The following is a 16,045-nucleotide window of genomic DNA, read 5'->3' as shown; positions in this document are numbered from 1 at the left end:
GGGTTCAGCGCGAGGGCGGCAGCGGCCCGTGCCCGTGCGGGCGGTAGTGGGCCTCGGCCTCGGTGAGCAGCCCGAAGGTGGCCTCGGCGCGGCGCACGGCATTGGGCTTGTGCTGCGGCAGCACCTCGTCGAGGAAGCCGTAGCGCTTGGCGACGTCGGCGCATTCGGCGTTTTCCCGGGCGCGCAGCTTCGTCGATTCCCACCAATCGGCGATGTCGCCCCAGCCCGGGGAGGCCAGGGAGCCGCCAAAGTGCTTCACGGCCAGGGCCGAACAGAGCGTGGAGAAGAGCAGCCGCCGTTCCAGCGGCCAGCCGGCCAGGGTGCCCAGCACGATGCCGGCCGAGAACACGTCCCCGGCGCCGGTCGGGTCGATGGCCGCCACGCGCAGGCTGGGCACGCTGGCCTGTTCCCCGGTGGAGGAGTCGATGGCGATGGCACCGTCCACGCCCCGGGTGATGACCACCAGGGGTGCGCGGGAGGAAAGCGCCTTGAGCGCGGCGTCGGGCGAGTCGGTGCGGGAGTAGGCCATGGCCTCGACGTGGTTGGGCAGGAACCCGTGGCAGAGTTCCAGGTCGTTGAGCGTGGAGGTGTCCCACTTTTCGGTCGGGTCCCAGCCGACCGCGGCGAAAACCTTGCCCTGCTTCGGGTGCGTGGCGATCCACCACGGTTCCTCGTGCCCCGGCATGGCCAGTTCGGCGATCATGGCCTTGGAGGTGGGCGGGGTGCCGATGAGCTCGGCGGCGCTGACGGGCATCGGGTGGCCGTGGGTGATCATGGAGCGGTCCCCGCCGCGGGCCAGGGAGACGGTGAGCGCCGAGTGCCAGCCCTCGAAGACGCGCGAGCGGCTCAGGTCGATGCCCTCCTGCTCCTCCAGCAGCGACCACGACCAGGCGCCGTAGGCGTCGTCCCCGAAGCCGGCCGAGAGCCCGGTGCTCAGGCCCAGCCGGGCGGCGGCCACCGCGAGGTTGGCGATGCCTCCGGGCACCGAACCCATGCCCTCGGCCCAGACCTCGGTGCCGGGCTGCGGGGCGGTGGGCAGGCCGGTGAAGATGATGTCGAAAAAGAGCGAGCCGGTGAGGAACAGGTCGAGTTCGGTGCCGGGCTCGGATGCGGTGTTCACCTGTGGGTTCCTCTTGCTTGCGCCGCCAGCGGCGGTCCGGTACGCGCGCCGGTTGCCCGGTGGCATGCGGGCGCGCGGCGCACCCTTGATTGGACGTTAGCACGCACCAGGGGGTGGTACAAGTGATTGAAAATGCTCGGTTCTGCTCATTGGTGGCTGTTAGTCTGGGGGCATGCTGATAAGTGCGAGGCAGGGCTCGATCCTGCGCCGGATCCAGGAGGCCGGGGACGTCTCGGTCCAGGAACTGGCCAACGACCTGGGGGTGAGCCCGTCGACCATCAGGCGGGACCTGAACCTGCTCTCCGCCGAGGGGCACCTGCGCCGGGTCCACGGGGGCGGGTCCCTGGACTCGGACAAGATCGACTTCCGCGAGGTGCTGGCCAGAAGCTCGCCGGCCAAGGAAAAGATCGCCAACCGCGCCGCCGAGCTCGTCGAGGACGGAGACGTGGTGCTGCTGGACATCGGCACGACGACCGCGATGCTGGCCCGGGCACTGCGCGGGCGCAGGATCACGGTCATCACCTCCAGCCTGGCGGTGCTCGACGAGCTGCGCACCGACCCCGAGGTGGAACTGGTCATCCTCGGCGGGGTGCTGCGCCGCTCCTACCATTCGCTCGTGGGCTCGCTGACCCTGGCGTCGCTGGCCAACATCCGGGCGAGCATCAGCTTCCTGGGCTGCAGCGGCATCAGGGAAGACACCACGGTGCAGGACACCACCGGCATCGAGGTGCCGGTCAAGCAGGCCATCCTGGACTCCAGCGCGAAGATCGTGCTGCTGGCCGACGAGACCAAGTTCCCCGGGGTGGGGATCCGCGACGTCTGCACCGCCGCGCGGATCACCACGCTGGTGACCAGCCGGGGTGCCGATCCGCGCACCCTCGAAGCATTCAGGAAATCAGGAAGCGAAGTGGTTCTGGCATGAAACTGACCATCATCGGCGGCGGCGGATTCAGGGTCCCGCAGATCTTCGAGGCGCTGTCGGCCGGGAACGAGGCCGTGCGCATCACGCAGCTGTGCCTCTTCGACTCCGACCCGGTGCGGGTGGCGGCCATCKAGGCCGTGCTGGCGCAGCTGGCCCCGACCCTGCCCGCGCCCCCGACGGTCACCACCGCCGCCTCGCTGGACGAGGCTGTCACCGGGGCCAGGTTCATCTTCTCCGCCATGCGCATCGGCGGGACCGAGGGACGGATCCAGGACGAGCGCGTCGCGCTGGAAATGGGCGTGCTCGGCCAGGAAACCACCGGGCCCGGCGGCCTGGCCTACGCCCTGCGCACCCTGCCGCACGCCCGTGACCTGGCCGAGCGCGTGGCCAGGCACGCACCGGAGGCAACCGTCATCAACTTCACCAACCCCGCCGGCATCGTCACCGAGGCGATGCGCGAAGCGCTGGGGGACAACGTCGTGGGGATCTGCGACACCCCCATCGGGCTGATGCGCCGGGCCGTGGCCGCCATCGGCTCCACCCCGGAGCAGGTGGACTTCGACTACGTGGGCCTGAACCACCTGGGTTGGCTGCGCGCGCTGCGCGTGGACGGGGTGGACAGGCTCCCTGCGCTGCTGGCCGACGACGCGGCGCTGGAGGGGATCGAGGAGGCCCGGCTGATGGGCCCGGACTGGGTCCGGGCGCTGGGCGCGATCCCCAACGAGTACCTGTACTACTACTACTTCCAGCGCGAGGCCACCGAGCGGCTGCGCGGCCCGGAACCCACCCGAGGGGAATTCCTGCACCGCCAGCAGTCCGGCTTCTACACGGATGCCGCCGCGCACCCGGAGCGCGCGCTGGAGTCCTGGCTGGCCACCAAGCACGAGCGCGAGGCCAGCTACATGGCCGAGAGCCGGCCCGAGGACCAGCGCACCAACCGCGAGGCCGCGGACATCGAGGGCGGGGGCTACCAGCAGGTCGCCCTGGACCTGATGGCGGCGCTGCTGGGCGGGACGCCGGCCACCATGATCCTGAACGTCGCCAACCGCGGGGTGGTTCCCCAGCTTCCCGACGATGCGGTGATCGAGGTGCCGTGCACCGTCAGCGCCGCCGGCATCGTGCCCAAGGCCATCGCCCCGGTCACCGGGGAGATGCTCGGGCTGCTGCAGCAGGTCAAGGCCGTCGAGCGGCTGGTCATCGCCGCGTCGCGCGAAAGGAGCGAGACGCTGGCCTGGCGGGCGCTGGCCGCCCACCCGCTGGTGGACTCGATCTCCGTCGCGCGGCAACTGCTGCAGAACTACCGGGAACGGATCCCGGGGGTGGCCGAAGCACTGTCCGGCGGGGCCTGAGCCCCGGGCAGGCTTTCGGTCGCATGGAGCGGATACACGCGCCCGCGCGAGGACCGTGAGAGTGGGCTTTGTTGGCCGACATCCCGGCCGATGACCAAGATCGTGGGTCGCCTTCCCGCACGGGAAAGGAATCTTCGCCGGGAACCGAGCAGAGACCCAATCCAATAGCCTGGCGGGCGGCGAGTACCACCGGGAGGCCTCGCGTGCGCGCGGGCCTGCGGGACGGGTTCAGTCCAGGAGCCGGGCCCCGGCCTCGGAAATCAGCGCATCGAACCCGCCGGCACGGAAGAAGCGCCGCTGGGCAGCCGCCCCGTTGCCCTCGCCGGCGATGCGCGCCAGCCCGGCACCCACGACGTCGGTGTCGCCGCTGGCCTCCAGTTCCGGGCCGATGTAGTCCAGCAGGGCCTCCAGGCGCCGGTCCAGGCTGCACTTTGATCCTGCGGCCAGGTCGTAGTGGTTTCCCCGGGTCCCGAACTTCGCCGCCTGCCACTGGGCGATGTCCAGCGCCTCGGGTGCGGGATCCGGGATGCGGGCGGGGCTGTGGATTCCGGCGGACACCAGGGCGCGCATCACCAACGCAAGCACCACGACGTCGGAGGCACACAGCTGGGCGTCGGCCACCCGGATCTCCACGGTCGGGAAGCGGGTCGAGAGGCGGGCGCCCCAGCCGATGTGCCCGGCATCCAGCACCACGTCGGAGGCCAGCAGGTACTCCATGCGCGCCAGGTAGTCCCGGGCATCGGCGAAGCGCGGGGGGATGCCGTGCACCGACCAGCGCAGGTACTGGATGGTGCGCCAGGAAGCGAAGCCGCTGTCGGCGCCGCGCCAGAACGGCGAGTTGGCACCCAGCGCCGTGAGCAGCGGAAGCCACGGGCGCAGCGAGTTCATGGCCTGGACACCGGCCTCGAGGTCCTCGATGCCCACGTGCACATGCGTGCCGCTGACATACTGGTCCGCGGCGATGCCGGGACAGAACCGGTTGATCGCGTGGTAGCGGTCCGAGGCGTGGACGGCCGCCGGGCCCGCGGGGATCCGCGGCGGGGTACCCAGCCCGACCAGCTGCAGCCCGGCTTCGTGGGCCACCTTGGACAGGCCGCGGCGGGCGCCGGCCACCGCATCGAGCGCCTCGGCACCCGTGGTGCAGACCGGGGTGCTGCTTTCCACCTGGCAGGCCAGGAACTCCGGGTGTGTGAGGGTGCCGCCGCCGACCACGGCCATGAGTTCGTTGTGGACGTGGCGACGGGGCACAGCCGGTTGCCCGGTGGCGGGGTTGATCAGGAAGAATTCCTGCTCGATTCCGAAGGTGCGCACCGCGGGCACCGCGCTACTCGAAGGCGCCGCTGAACCGGTCGGTGGACCGGTCGAGGAGGAAAGCGGCGACCGGCGCGGCACCATCAAGGCCGGGAACCAGCGTGCGCGCGTCCCGGGACACCTTGGTGCCGGCCCCGGATTCCGGCGCGGGCCCGGGGTAACTGACGTAGCGGGGGTTCTCGGAGGCCAACCGCACGGCTCGACGGTCATCGGGCACCTGCGTGGTGAGCATGCCGTAGAACGACTCGCATTTCCCGCACCAGAACTCGACGTCCCAGCAGGGAGGCTGGACGCGCCGCCGGTCCAGCAGCAGCTCGACGTGCTCGTAGACCAGGTAGTCGCCGGAGCCACAGGAACCACAGGTGGGTGCCTCGTTGGCCGGCACCCGAGAGGGGTGCACCGACAGCTCAAGCGCGGGAGGGATGTCCGGCGCGGAGCGCAGCATGGACGGGGAGGTGCGTTTGCCAAAGGACTTCTTCATGGGAGCACTTTCGACGAACCGGCCTGAAGGGGATGGGCAACGTCATCGCGTGCCCAAACCATCTTGCTCCGCGGCGCCGCACCGGCACAATAGGCCGCCGGTTTCATCGAGCGTCCTGCCATGAAGTTCCATGGCAGGACGTTGGGAAATCTGCAACGGAAACTTTAGGAATTGATGCCGATGCGCACCTTCCCGGCGTAGACCTCCCAGCGGGCATCGAGCCGGACGTTGTCCAGCAGCCGGCGGTCGTGGGTCACCAGCAGCAGCGCGCCCTCGTAGGATTCCAGGGCCTCTTCGAGCTGCTCGATGGCCGGCAAATCCAGGTGGTTGGTCGGCTCGTCCAGCACCAGCAGGTTGACCCCGCGGGCCTGCAGCAGGGCCAGTCCCGACCGGGTGCGTTCGCCGGGGGACAGGTCGCGGACCAGCGAGGCGCTCTGGTGCGCCTTGAGCCCGAACTTGGCCAGCAGCGTGCGGGCCTCGGCCGGGTTCATCTCGGGAACCGCGAGCTCAAAGGCATTTCCCAGCGCGGCGTCCTCGGGCAGCTGGCTGCGCGCCTGGTCGATCTCGCCGATCGCCACCGAAGACCCCAGCGAGGCCGAGCCGGCATCCGGGGCCAGGTGCCCCAGCAGCAGGTTCAGCAGCGTCGACTTGCCCGCGCCGTTGGGGCCGGTGATGCCGATCCGCTCCCCGGCGTTGACCTGGGCGGAGACCGGGCCGAAGGTGAAGTCCCCGCGGGTGACGGTTGCCTCGTTGAGCGTGGAGACAACGGAGGAGGAACGTGGTGCGGCGGCGATCTCGAATTGCAGCACCCATTCCTTGCGCGGCTCGGCGACCTCGTCCAGGCGCTTGATGCGCGATTCCATCTGGCGGACCTTCTGCGCCTGCTTCTCCGAGGACTCGTTGGAGGCCTTGCGCCGGAGCTTGTCGTTGTCCGGGTTTTTCTTCATGGCGTTGCGCACGCCCTGCGAGGACCATTCGCGCTGGGTCCGGGCGCGGGAGACAAGATCCGCCTTCTTGTCGGCGAACTCGTCGTAGGCCTCGCGGGCGTGCCGGCGGTTGATGGCCCGCTCTTCCAGGTAGGAGTCGTAGCCGCCGTCGTAGACAGCGACCTGGTTCTGTGCCAGGTCGAGCTCGACGATGCGGGTCACGCAGCGGGCCAGGAATTCGCGGTCGTGGGAGACCAGCACCACGCCGGTGCGCAGCGAGGAGACGAAGGATTCGAGGCGTTCAAGCCCGGCCAGGTCCAGGTCGTTGGTCGGCTCGTCGAGCAGCACCAAGTCGAAGCGGCTCAGCAGCAGCGCGGCCAGGGCCACTCGGGCGACCTGCCCGCCGGACAGCGCGGTCATCAGGGTGTCGGTGGGCAGGGTGAGGCCCAGCTCGGCCAGCGTGGCCGGGGCGCGGTCCTCGAGGTCCGCGGCGCCGGAGGCCATCCAGTGGTCGAAGGCCGCCGCATAGGCGTCGTCGGCACCCGGGGCCCCGGATCCCAGGGCCTCGGCGGTGGATTCCATGGCGTGCGTGGCCGCGGCGCAGCCGGTGCGCCGGGCCAGGTAGGCATCGATGGTTTCGCCGGCGATGCGCTCGTGTTCCTGCGGCAGCCAGCCGATGAATGCGCCGTCCGGCGCGGAGGAGACGGTGCCGCCCAGCGGCTCGTCGACCCCGGCGAGCAGCCGCAGCAGCGTGGACTTGCCGGCGCCGTTGGCCCCCACCACCCCGATGACGTCCCCGGGGGAGACGGTGAAGCTGAGGGAGGAGAAAAGGGTTCGGTGGGCGTGGCCGCCGGCAAGGTCCTTGGCCACGAGTGTTGCAGTCATTGTTCCAGTTTAGATTCCCCGGGCGCACTCCCGGTCATCGGGTCGCGGCACGGGCGTTCAGCGCAGGTACCGCAAGCTCATCCACCCGGTCGCGCCCCGGTGCGTCGCCTGGACCCAGGGCCCGGMTTTCTTGCCGGTCAGCCGAACCATCGAGTCCCTGGGGACGGTCTTGATGATGGTGGTTCCGGTGGACGGTCCGCGGCGCAGGTTCAGGTTCGCGGTGGTCGTCTTGGTGCCCTTCACTGTTCCGGATTTGGGTGCCGAAGGCTTGGAAGCGGTGGATTTGGGCGCCTGGGCCACGCCGTAGAAGTGCTCGAGGGTCTTGGACTTGGACCCAGCCATGGCCTTGGCCTGGGCGGTGCCGACGTAGCGGAAGTGCCACGGCTCGTAGGCGTAGCCGGTGGTCGATTCCATCCCCTTGGGGTAGCGGAGGATGAAGCCGTGCCTCGGGGCGTTCTTGGCCATCCACTTGCCGACCTTGGTGCTGGCGAAGCAGGCTTGCAGGGCGCATGCGCGGTTGCGGTTTCCCACGTCGATGGCCAGCCCGGTCTGGTGCTCCGAGGTGCCGGGCTTGGCCGCGATGCGCTGGGCGTAGGCCGGGCCGTAGGCGCGGGTGTATTTCTCGAGCAGTCCCTTTTGCACTGCATAGGATCGATATCCGGAGGTGAGCCTGATGTCCACCCCGTCGCGGCGGGCCGCGGCAACCAGCTTCTTGTAGGACTTGGCGGCCTGTGGCTGCAAGCGGATCCCCGTGCCCGGCACCTCGGTGAGCCTTGGCACGTACTTGCGGGGGATCAGCGGGTATTTCTTGTTGACCAGGACATCGGCCCTGGCGGGGTCCCGCGGGGGCTTGGGCTTGGTGGCCAACAGTGCCGTGGGGGTCAATGCCGGTGTGGCTTCATGCTGCGGTCGCGCCACCTGGTGCATGGGGGTTGGCGTGGCCAGCGCGGGCGGGCCCGCCAACGGGGAGATGGCCAATGCCAGTGCGAAGGCCGCGGCGCCGAATGCGACCGGGCGGCGGGACCGTTTGCTCATGTGGGCGAACTCCGTTGGCTGGGTGGTGGGTTTCCGAATCGGAACCGGGCCGCGGACGGGCAAGGAATCGATTGGCCCATCCTAGCCATCTGCCGGGGCAAAGAGAATGGAGCGTGGATTGAGCATTCCCGAGGAGATGTAGAAGACGTTGCTCAGCAGGATCAGGACGAGGTTTGTCGCCAGGTACATTGCGGTGGTCGCCGCGGGTACCGCGTCGGGTTCCAGCGAGTAGGCCAGGACCACACGCAGCACCGCGTCAAGCAGGAATCCGCACCCCCACATGATTGTGGAGATGCGCCACATCCGCCGGAAACGCGGTGCTTGCTCCCAATGCGTTTCCCAGCCCCCGGGCCAGTGAAAGCGGGCCTCGAGGACGGGCTTGGTCAAGGTGTAGACCAGGGGCCGTGCACCCCGCAGCGTGGAGATGAACCAGATGCCGGTTCCGGCGGTGATCAGCGCGTCGCGGGCCAGCAGGAATTGCGGGCTGCCCGGGACGAACGCCAGAACGACAGCGGCCACGGAGGCGAGGGAAAAGTAGGTAGCTATCACGTGCTTCTTCGGGCCGCGCCGGGCGAGCGAGCCCAGGGCCGGCAAACCGGTGGCCACCGCGACAACCACCAGGGACACGTAGATGGACAACCCGGCATGGCGCAGGAGGTAGAACAATAACGGGGGTGCCGCAATGGCCGCGACCATGCCCAGGAAACCGCGCAACCGGCCCGCGGCCCGACGACCGGCGTCCGGGGCACGCTTGCCGGTTTCCTTGCGTTGCCTTCGTGTCATTTCGGGACTGCCACCGAGGGCGGCTTATGCCTATGGCTGGTGTTCGGCGCGGTAGACGTGGACCAGGGAATTGGCATGACCGTGGCCGATCCCGTGTTCGGTCTTGAGCCAGTTCACCTGCTCCAGGTGCTTTTGGTCCGCCACCTGGTCCAGGAGTTCCATCCAGTGGCCAACGGGGTGGCCGTACCTTGACTCGATCGACGGGAAATAGGATTTGGGGCCCTTGACGGATTCGCTCATGCTTTCCATCAAACACAGCCGGGCGGGACGCCGCAAGGGTGGGTGCGTGCCTCACCCAAAGTGCTCGCGAAACACTACTGGTGCCTCACCTGGATTTGCTCGCGAAATTTCCGGTCGTCGAATGGGTACCGGGTTGGCGCCCGCATGCCTCACCACAAGTGCTCGCGACCGCTGGGAGGGCACCGCCATGGCTGTCGTTCTCGGCACCGTGACTTTGGACCCTACCCGAGGACGGGCGCTACGGGCACGATGGGATTACAGCCGAAGGGACAGCGCGGCAGGAAGGTTGGGGCCAGCTGGATCGTCGGTACGGCAAGGGCATCCTGTGCGATTGCGGAACATCCGCGATCGGGGGGTGCGTAGAAGACAAAAGGAGATCTGGACCATGAAGCGATGGACTGCATGGCAGAATTGGCTCGCCGTGGCTGCTGGCCTTTACACCGTCTTGGCCATGACGTGGACTACGGCTGTGGGATCCTCGGATGCCTACATGCTGACCGGCGGCATCGTCTTGATTGTCATCGGTGTAATCAACTTGGCGGCCCCGGGCATGCCCGTGGCCGAATGGGTGCAGCTGGTTGTGGCCGCGCTCGTTGTCGCATCTCCCTGGATGGGCAGCTTCGCCTCGGGTATGCCGGGCGTGGCATGGAATACCTGGATCCCGGGAATTGTGGCACTGATTGCCTCGATCATGGCAATTCAGCCCGCGATGAAGGTCTACCACGAGCATCACCCAATCGGCTCGCACTAGACAACCAAAATTCAAGGGCCCGGTCGTTGACCGGGCCCTTGGCCTGCTCCGGAAAGTGATCGTGTGCGGAAAGCTAGGCTGGGGAGATGAAGATTCGAAGCGAGGTTCCGGCCGATCGTCAGACTATCCGTCAACTGACCGTTCGGGCATTCGCCGACCCGGACTCGCATAGGGAGCCCGGGGAAGCCGTATTGCTCTCCGAGCTCTACTCCTGCGACGGATACCTGCCCGAGTATTCCGTGGTGGCTGAGATCAACGGCCACTTGGTGGGCCACGCGATTGCCACCCGCGGGTGGCTCGATGGCGACATCCCCCTGCTGGGCATTGGGCCGGTGTCGGTTGAACCCGGCCACCAAAGGCAAGGCGTGGGCACGGCGCTGCTGGACGAAATCCGGAACCGCGCGGCCAAGCATGGAGAGCGGGCGATCGTGCTGTTGGGGAACCCGGAGTACTACGGTCGATTTGGCTACGGGCCAGCCATTCCCGCTGGCATCATCCCCTCGGACCCGTCCTGGGGTGACTACTTCATGGTGCTGAATCTGTCGGACATGCCGCTGCCAAAGGGCAACTTCCGATACGCCGAACCGTTCGGGGTCTGAGCGGCCCCGCCGAGTTGATCCCTGGCACAGGCAGGGGCCCGCCGGCCAGGGAATAAGATCCTTGGTTGGCGGGCCCCTGCTTCGTGCCTGGGGATTCGGTGGTTAGCGCGCTTCCATGTGCAGGCGCAGCTTGGTCGTTAGCTCCGCCAGCGTTGCGAACTCTTCGGCCGTCAGCGCGGTGCCGATCAGGGCGTGGATGCCTTTGACGTGCTCGCGGCCGATGGCCTTCTGCAATCGGGTGCCCTCGTCCGTGAGCGTAAAGAGCACCGCCCGCTGGTCGGTGGGATCCGGCTTGCGGGTGACCAGGCCCTTGGCCTCGAGGCGCTCGGCCATGCGGCTGAGGCTTGGCTGGGAGATCAGCAGGTGCTGGTTCAGGTCCTTGAGGCGGCTGGTTCCAGCCTCGCAGCGCGAGAGGTTGAAGAGCACGTCGTATTCGCGGGTGCTGATTTCCTTGAACTCCGGCAGCTTCTGGATCTCGCGCATCACCGTGACCTGCGCCCGGAACAGCGCCTCCCAGGCGGCGTTGGAGGTGCGCAGCGAGGCCGGGCTAGGCATTGTCACTCCCGGCGGCCAGCTTCGCGTCGCGGGCGGCGACGCGGTTGGCGTGGGTCGGCGAATCCGGGTGGTCGGCCGGCTTGCGGCTGGCCAGTTCCTTGCGCAGCGTCGGCAGGACCTCTTCGCCGAAGAGGTCAAGCTGCTCCAGGACGGTCTTGACCGGCAGGCCCGCGTGGTCGACCAGGAAGAGCTGGCGGTGGTAGTTGCCGAAGGCCTCCTGGAAGGTGAGGGTCTTGTCGATCATTTCCTGCGGCGATCCCACGGTGAGCGGGGTCTGGTCGGTGAAGTCCTCCATGGAAGGCCCGTGGCCGTAGACCGGGGCGTTGTTGAAGTACGGGCGGAATTCGTTCTTGGCATCCTGGGAGTTCTTGCGGATGAAGAACTGTCCGCCCAGGCCCACCATGGCCTGGTCGGCGCGGCCGTGGCCGTAGTGCTCGTAGCGCTCGCGGTAGAGGTTGATCAGCTGGATGTAGTGTTCCTTGGGCCAGAAGATGTTGTTGGCGAAGAAGCCGTCGCCGTAGTAGGCGGCGATCTCGGCGATCTGCGGGGTGCGGATCGAGCCGTGCCAGACAAAGGGTGCCACGCCGTCGAGCGGTCGCGGGGTCGAGGTGAAGTTCTGCAGCGGGGTGCGGAACTTGCCCTCCCAGTTCACCGTGTCCTCGTCCCAGAGGCGGCGCAGCAGGTTGTAGTTTTCGATGGTCAGGTTCACCGAGTCCTGCATGTTCTTCCCGAACCACGGGTAGACCGGGGCGGTGTTGCCGCGGCCCAGCACCAGGTCCACGCGGCCGTCGGCCAGGTGCTGGAGCATCGCGAAGTCCTCGGCGATCTTCACCGGGTCGTTGGTGGTGATCAGCGTGGTGGCGGTGGAGAGGATGATCTTCTCGGTCTGCGCCGCGATGTAGGCCAGGGTTGTGGTCGGGGAGGACGAGAAGAACGGGCGGTTGTGGTGCTCGCCGATGGCGACGACATCCATGCCGACCTCTTCGGTCTTCTTGGCGATGGCCACGATGTCCTTGATGCGCTGTGCCTCGGATGGGGTCTTGCCGGTGGTGGGGTCGCGGGTGATGTCGCTGACCGAGAAAATTCCGAACTGCATGGTTGCCTCCTGTGTGCTGGTCTCTGGTATCCATTGTGCCAGAGTTGTATGCGTTTGCATGTAATAGCGCGTGCCGCAGTGGAATAATTCCCCGGCACCCGCGTGAGGTGCCTCACCCTCCGGTGCGGCTTCGCGATAGGCTCCCGCTATGGACACCCCGCTTTCCGCCCACGAGGACCCGGCCAGGGCGCAACCGGTGCGCTGGAGCGCGGTGGCGGGGATCGTCGGGTTCCTGGCCATCGTCGAACTGACCAGCGGGATCCTGCAGGGCTATTACACGCCGCTGATGACCGATATCGCCCGCCACCTGGGGATCCACGACGCGGACGTGAACTGGTTCGAGGCCGCCCAGCTGATGGTTTCCGCGCTGGCCGTGCCGCTGCTGGCCTCGCTGGGGGACATCTTCGGGCACAAGAAAATGCTCCTGCTCTCGGCCGTCGTCACCGCGATTGCCTCCTGGGCCGTGGTGTTCTCCGGATCCTTCACGACCTTCCTCATCGCGTGGGCGCTCCAGGGCTTCTACGCGGTGTGGCTCCCGCTGGAAATCGCGATCGTCTTCTCCCGCGCCCGAAAGCTCGGCGTGCCCGGGCCGATGACCAGGCGCGCCGCGGGCCTGCTGGTCGGCGCATTGGAGGTCGGGGTGATCGGCGGGGCGCTGGCCGGCGGCGCACTGATCGGGGTGTTCGACGGGAACATCGCACTGACCCTGGCCGTCCCCGCCGTCGCCACCACCGCGTGTATCTTCGCGGTGGCCTTCGGGGTGCCCGACGACGGGGACCGCAACGGGGCCAGGATCGACGGCGGGGGCTTCACCTACCTGGCCGTGGGACTGCTGCTGCTCACCAGCGGCCTGAGCTTCCTGCGCATCAACGGGCCTTCCAGCCCGCTGGTGTGGGCATGCCTGGTGCTGGGGCTGGCGGTGCTCTACGTGTTCTATCGCCACGAGAACAAGCAGAAGGACCCGCTGATCGACTTCAAGGTGCTCTTCGCCCGGGCGATGTGGCCGGTGCAGCTGACGGCAGGGCTCTTCGGGGTCTCGGTGTTGGGAGCCCAGATCCCGATGAGCACCTTCGCCCGCACCGATCCGGTCGTGAACGGCTACGGACTGGGGCTGAGCGCCTCCGGGGTCTCGGTCATCATCGGTGCCTACGTGTTGGCGCTGCTCATCGGCGCGCTGCTCTTCCCCGTCGTGGCCCGCTGGGCCGGGACCCGGATGACGCTGGTTGCTGCCAGTGCCCTGGTCGGGATCGGATACCTGCTCTTCCTGCCGTTGCACGATTCGCTGGCGCAGGTGCTGGCGAACATGATGGTGGCGGGGATCGGCTCCGGGGCCCTGGTTGCGGCCCTGCCCGCGGCGGCTGCTGCCGCCGCGCCGTTCAACCGAACCGGCATGGCCACCGGGCTGACAAATGCGATCAAGACCGTTGGCGGGTCCTTCGCCTCGGCGATCTTCGGGCTGGCGCTCATCGGGCAGGTGGCCGGTGCAGTCTCGGACGGGGCGGGCGAGAACTTCGCCGCTCCGCTGGCCGGCTACATGGTTGTGTGGGCGATCTGCGGCGGCACCGCGATCGTGTGTGCGCTGTCGCTCTTTGCGGTTCCGCGCGATGCACTGGAGGACTCAAAGACCTGAGCCTCGGTGCCAACGCGGGGATGGGCTGCAGGCTCGACGTGGGTCCGTGGGCGTGGGTTCCGGGACCGGGGCAGGACCTCGGGTCAGAACAGCGGTGGTTGTTCGCCCTGCCAGTGCTTGTTGCGGCGGGGAAGCTGTTCGGGGTCCTCGAACGGGGCAAGCTTCACCCACGGGACGCCGTCCTTCATGACGACCTCGAAGTCGCCCTTGTCGGCGCCGCGGTGCTCGGAGGGGCAGAACATGCCCAGGTTCCACACGCTCGTGGTTCCGCCCTCGGACCACGGTTTGATGTGGTGGTAGTCGCAGTGTTCGGGCGGCACGGCGCAGGCGGGCTTGAGGCAGCCGCGGTCGCGGGCACGGATCGCCTGTTTCATGGACTCGGGTGGATAGCGTCGCTCGCGCCCATAGTCCAGGATCTGGCCCTCGCCGCCGAGCGTGATGGGGATGAACCCGAACTCTGCGAGTCGTTTGCGCACCTCGGCGACCGAGATCTCCAGGCCGTGTGCGCTCCATCCGGCGCCTCGGGCCAGCCCCAGCAGGACTTCCAAGGTGATGTAGACGAAGAGCTTTGCCGTGGGCAATCCGGTGGCGCCGTTGGCCGAGGTCCTTGGAGTGCGCATCAAATTCAGCAGGGTTTGCAGGTGCCGTTGGGCCGGGGTCGGTTCCTCGAGGTCCGTGCCGGTGCCGGTTTCCAACGGCGGCGGATCGTCGAAGGTTTCCGCGTCGGGCGGGTGGTCGAACCAATCGGGTCCGTCCGCGGGTTCCGGTGGCAGGAACAAGGAATCCTGGGTGGAGTCGGGGTCCGTGGCCGGGAACGGTGGAGAACCGGGTGCCGGTTCAGGGTTGGAACCGGGGTTGTCAGGGGTTGACGGGGTGCCGTTTGCGGTGGGAGAGGCGCCGTCGGTTTCGACCGGCGTAGCACCTGTCCCTGTCTCGCAATCGGGGTCAGTGGCTGTGGCTGTGGAGGACGTTGCGCCGTCCGCGCTGCCTGTATCCCCATTGTCCGTAGTGCCGGTTCCTTCATCGTCTGTGCTGTCGGCAGGAGTGCTGCCGGGCTGGGCGGTGGAGGGGCCGGTGGCGGGTCCGCGGCCCGGGACCTTGGCGGCCGCGGCGATGGCCTGGCGGTTTCCGGCCAGGGTGCGGGCGTTGTCGGACTCGGCGAAATGCGAGAGAAAGAGCTCAGCGTCGGCATTGAGCATGCAGGCGGTGAAATAGGTGAAGTGCCGGGTGCGCTTGGTGACGGAGATGCCGGTCTTGTTGCGGATTTCCTTGGGCGTGGGGGTGGAGTCGGCGCCATCGAGCTCGTCGCTGATCTTGTCGAAGAGCTTGGTGGTGTTCTTCGCGTCGCCCTCGGCCAGGGATTCGGCCACGCGGGACTCGATCTGCTCGGCGAATTGTGCGGCGTCGGGTCGGGACTCGATGGCGGGGCGCAGCTTCTCCAGCTTGCGCGCCGCGGCGGCAACGGTGCTCGGCGCGCTCTTGCCGGTGGCAAGCTGCTGCGCCAGCTGCGGGTAACGGGGGCCGCGCGGCATGCCATGCTCATCAACGCCCGGCAGCAGGTCATCGCCCGCTTGCATGCGGTTGAGGGCCTCGAAGTAGTCGATGCCTGCCATGCCGGCGAGGCAGTCGGCCGGTGTCTTGAACTGCAGCTTGCCGGTGGGAACCGTGCGCGGGTCTTCGGGCAGCTGCGTTTCGCCGGCCATGAAGGCGGTGGGATCTTCGGCGATGGCGCGCAGCTCGGTGAGGGTGTTGGCGGGCAGCTCATGCACCAAGGATTGCCGGGCCAGCTGCGCGGTCTTGAGCTGCGCGACGGCGATGGCGTGCTTGGCCTGCTCAATGGTCATGGCGGTGAGCAGAGCCCGGGTGGGGGAAGCTGGACGGGAGGCGATCCGGGCGACGAGGGCGTCGATCTGGTGGATGTCCTCGATCAATGCGCGCAGTTCATCGTCCGGGGTCGGTGAGTACCCCGGATAGTCGCTGTGTCCAGCGAGGTTGGCGATGAAGGCGTCTGTTTGCATGCCTCCAGTGTGCGGGGCTCGGGAGTGCGATGGGGGCCGGGCCGGGAAATTGTGGATAACCGGGGGTTGGGTGATTCCGGGAGTGCCTTGAGGGAGGGTTCCGGCGGGGGCGGGTCCCCGGTGGGCCACGAGGTCGCACGCGTGCACGTGTGTACGCGTGCGCGTGTGTACGCGTGGGCGAGGCGCATGCGAAGGGGGCAGTTCGTGCGGGGTCTGGTCGGGGAAAGACCAGGGGTGTCTCGGGGCGGACCCTGAGGGATTTTGCTGTGAATGGGCCCGGCCCGGGCCTAGCGTGGAAAACAGGGAAAAGCACAAGGACAAACGGGCGGGGGACCGTCCGGGAA

The 16,045-nt window shown here is 68.0% G+C and carries 15 protein-coding genes; 5 read left to right on the top strand and 10 right to left on the bottom strand.

The window, feature by feature from the left end:
- Positions 1-4: 4 nt before the first annotated feature.
- Complete coding sequence (locus BLJ79_RS20315; protein WP_071216613.1) at positions 5-1,120, bottom strand: PfkB family carbohydrate kinase; 1,116 nt, start codon at positions 1,118-1,120, stop codon at positions 5-7.
- A gap of 172 nt (positions 1,121-1,292) precedes the next feature.
- Here BLJ79_RS20315 and BLJ79_RS20310 point away from each other — a divergent pair, with 172 nt between their 5' ends.
- Positions 1,293-2,042, top strand: a complete 750-nt coding sequence (locus BLJ79_RS20310; RefSeq protein WP_071216612.1) for a DeoR/GlpR family DNA-binding transcription regulator — start codon at positions 1,293-1,295, stop codon at positions 2,040-2,042.
- Positions 2,039-3,391, top strand: coding sequence for a 6-phospho-beta-glucosidase (locus BLJ79_RS20305; protein ID WP_071216611.1), 1,353 nt, complete (start codon positions 2,039-2,041; stop codon positions 3,389-3,391). The genes BLJ79_RS20310 and BLJ79_RS20305 overlap by 4 nt, the downstream gene beginning before the upstream one ends.
- A gap of 228 nt (positions 3,392-3,619) precedes the next feature.
- Here BLJ79_RS20305 and BLJ79_RS20300 read toward each other — a convergent pair whose 3' ends face one another.
- The 6 genes from BLJ79_RS20300 to BLJ79_RS20275 all read right to left on the bottom strand — a co-directional run bounded on the left by BLJ79_RS20300 (position 3,620) and on the right by BLJ79_RS20275 (position 9,052).
- Complete coding sequence (locus BLJ79_RS20300; protein ID WP_071216677.1) at positions 3,620-4,702, bottom strand: carboxylate-amine ligase; 1,083 nt, start codon at positions 4,700-4,702, stop codon at positions 3,620-3,622.
- A gap of 13 nt (positions 4,703-4,715) precedes the next feature.
- Complete coding sequence (locus tag BLJ79_RS23480) at positions 4,716-5,183, bottom strand: hypothetical protein (RefSeq protein ID WP_071216610.1); 468 nt, start codon at positions 5,181-5,183, stop codon at positions 4,716-4,718.
- A gap of 164 nt (positions 5,184-5,347) precedes the next feature.
- The gene (gene abc-f, locus BLJ79_RS20290; protein WP_071216609.1) at positions 5,348-6,994 is read right to left on the bottom strand and encodes a ribosomal protection-like ABC-F family protein; all 1,647 of its coding nucleotides are present in this window, start codon (positions 6,992-6,994) and stop codon (positions 5,348-5,350) included.
- 57 nt (positions 6,995-7,051) lie between these two features.
- Positions 7,052-8,029 (bottom strand): D-alanyl-D-alanine carboxypeptidase family protein, encoded by a 978-nt coding sequence (locus tag BLJ79_RS20285; protein WP_071216608.1) that lies wholly within the window; start codon positions 8,027-8,029, stop codon positions 7,052-7,054.
- An 81-nt stretch (positions 8,030-8,110) separates the two neighbouring features.
- Positions 8,111-8,812 carry a VC0807 family protein gene (locus BLJ79_RS20280; protein WP_071216607.1) on the bottom strand — a complete coding sequence of 234 codons (702 nt, stop codon included), beginning with the start codon at positions 8,810-8,812 and terminating at the stop codon, positions 8,111-8,113.
- 30 nt (positions 8,813-8,842) lie between these two features.
- Positions 8,843-9,052: a DUF4287 domain-containing protein gene (locus BLJ79_RS20275; RefSeq protein ID WP_071216606.1), complete on the bottom strand. Its 210-nt coding sequence runs from the start codon at positions 9,050-9,052 to the stop codon at positions 8,843-8,845.
- 385 nt (positions 9,053-9,437) lie between these two features.
- On the opposite strand from BLJ79_RS20275, the gene BLJ79_RS20270 reads away from it, so the two are divergent.
- Both BLJ79_RS20270 and BLJ79_RS20265 read left to right on the top strand, forming a co-directional pair.
- Positions 9,438-9,803 (top strand): SPW repeat domain-containing protein, encoded by a 366-nt coding sequence (locus tag BLJ79_RS20270; RefSeq protein WP_071216605.1) that lies wholly within the window; start codon positions 9,438-9,440, stop codon positions 9,801-9,803.
- An 86-nt stretch (positions 9,804-9,889) separates the two neighbouring features.
- On the top strand, positions 9,890-10,402 hold the full coding sequence (locus BLJ79_RS20265) for a GNAT family N-acetyltransferase (RefSeq protein ID WP_071216604.1): 513 nt from the start codon (positions 9,890-9,892) through the stop codon (positions 10,400-10,402).
- A 102-nt stretch (positions 10,403-10,504) separates the two neighbouring features.
- Here BLJ79_RS20265 and BLJ79_RS20260 read toward each other — a convergent pair whose 3' ends face one another.
- Together BLJ79_RS20260 and BLJ79_RS20255 are read right to left on the bottom strand one after the other, a co-directional pair.
- Positions 10,505-10,957 (bottom strand): MarR family winged helix-turn-helix transcriptional regulator, encoded by a 453-nt coding sequence (locus BLJ79_RS20260; protein ID WP_071216603.1) that lies wholly within the window; start codon positions 10,955-10,957, stop codon positions 10,505-10,507.
- Entirely contained in the window at positions 10,950-12,053 is a 1,104-nt protein-coding gene (locus tag BLJ79_RS20255; RefSeq protein ID WP_071216602.1) for an LLM class flavin-dependent oxidoreductase, read from the bottom strand. Before BLJ79_RS20255 ends, BLJ79_RS20260 begins: the two co-directional genes overlap by 8 nt.
- A 148-nt stretch (positions 12,054-12,201) precedes the next feature.
- Here BLJ79_RS20255 and BLJ79_RS20250 point away from each other — a divergent pair, with 148 nt between their 5' ends.
- Positions 12,202-13,683, top strand: a complete 1,482-nt coding sequence (locus tag BLJ79_RS20250; protein WP_083411509.1) for an MFS transporter — start codon at positions 12,202-12,204, stop codon at positions 13,681-13,683.
- Between the two features lie 83 nt (positions 13,684-13,766).
- Here the strand turns inward: BLJ79_RS20250 and BLJ79_RS20245 are convergent, their stop codons facing one another.
- Positions 13,767-15,701 (bottom strand): HNH endonuclease signature motif containing protein, encoded by a 1,935-nt coding sequence (locus BLJ79_RS20245; RefSeq protein WP_071216601.1) that lies wholly within the window; start codon positions 15,699-15,701, stop codon positions 13,767-13,769.
- Positions 15,702-16,045: the final 344 nt, after the last annotated feature.

This window comes from Arthrobacter sp. UCD-GKA, from assembly GCF_001863355.1.
In the GTDB taxonomy this organism is placed as follows: domain Bacteria; phylum Actinomycetota; class Actinomycetes; order Actinomycetales; family Micrococcaceae; genus Paeniglutamicibacter.
Note: the sequence above shows the minus strand (reverse complement) of the source record. Positions and strands in the feature narration are given on the sequence as shown.

Coding starts and splice junctions, on each gene's coding strand:
- BLJ79_RS20275 (WP_071216606.1), bottom strand. CDS start 9,052: ATGAGCGAATCCGTCAAGGGCCCCAAATCCTATTTCCCGTCGATCGAG.
- BLJ79_RS20310 (WP_071216612.1), top strand. CDS start 1,293: ATGCTGATAAGTGCGAGGCAGGGCTCGATCCTGCGCCGGATCCAGGAG.
- abc-f (WP_071216609.1), bottom strand. CDS start 6,994: ATGACTGCAACACTCGTGGCCAAGGACCTTGCCGGCGGCCACGCCCAC.
- BLJ79_RS20250 (WP_083411509.1), top strand. CDS start 12,202: ATGGACACCCCGCTTTCCGCCCACGAGGACCCGGCCAGGGCGCAACCG.
- BLJ79_RS20280 (WP_071216607.1), bottom strand. CDS start 8,812: ATGACACGAAGGCAACGCAAGGAAACCGGCAAGCGTGCCCCGGACGCC.
- BLJ79_RS20255 (WP_071216602.1), bottom strand. CDS start 12,053: ATGCAGTTCGGAATTTTCTCGGTCAGCGACATCACCCGCGACCCCACC.
- BLJ79_RS20265 (WP_071216604.1), top strand. CDS start 9,890: ATGAAGATTCGAAGCGAGGTTCCGGCCGATCGTCAGACTATCCGTCAA.
- BLJ79_RS23480 (WP_071216610.1), bottom strand. CDS start 5,183: ATGAAGAAGTCCTTTGGCAAACGCACCTCCCCGTCCATGCTGCGCTCC.
- BLJ79_RS20260 (WP_071216603.1), bottom strand. CDS start 10,957: ATGCCTAGCCCGGCCTCGCTGCGCACCTCCAACGCCGCCTGGGAGGCG.
- BLJ79_RS20270 (WP_071216605.1), top strand. CDS start 9,438: ATGAAGCGATGGACTGCATGGCAGAATTGGCTCGCCGTGGCTGCTGGC.
- BLJ79_RS20245 (WP_071216601.1), bottom strand. CDS start 15,701: ATGCAAACAGACGCCTTCATCGCCAACCTCGCTGGACACAGCGACTAT.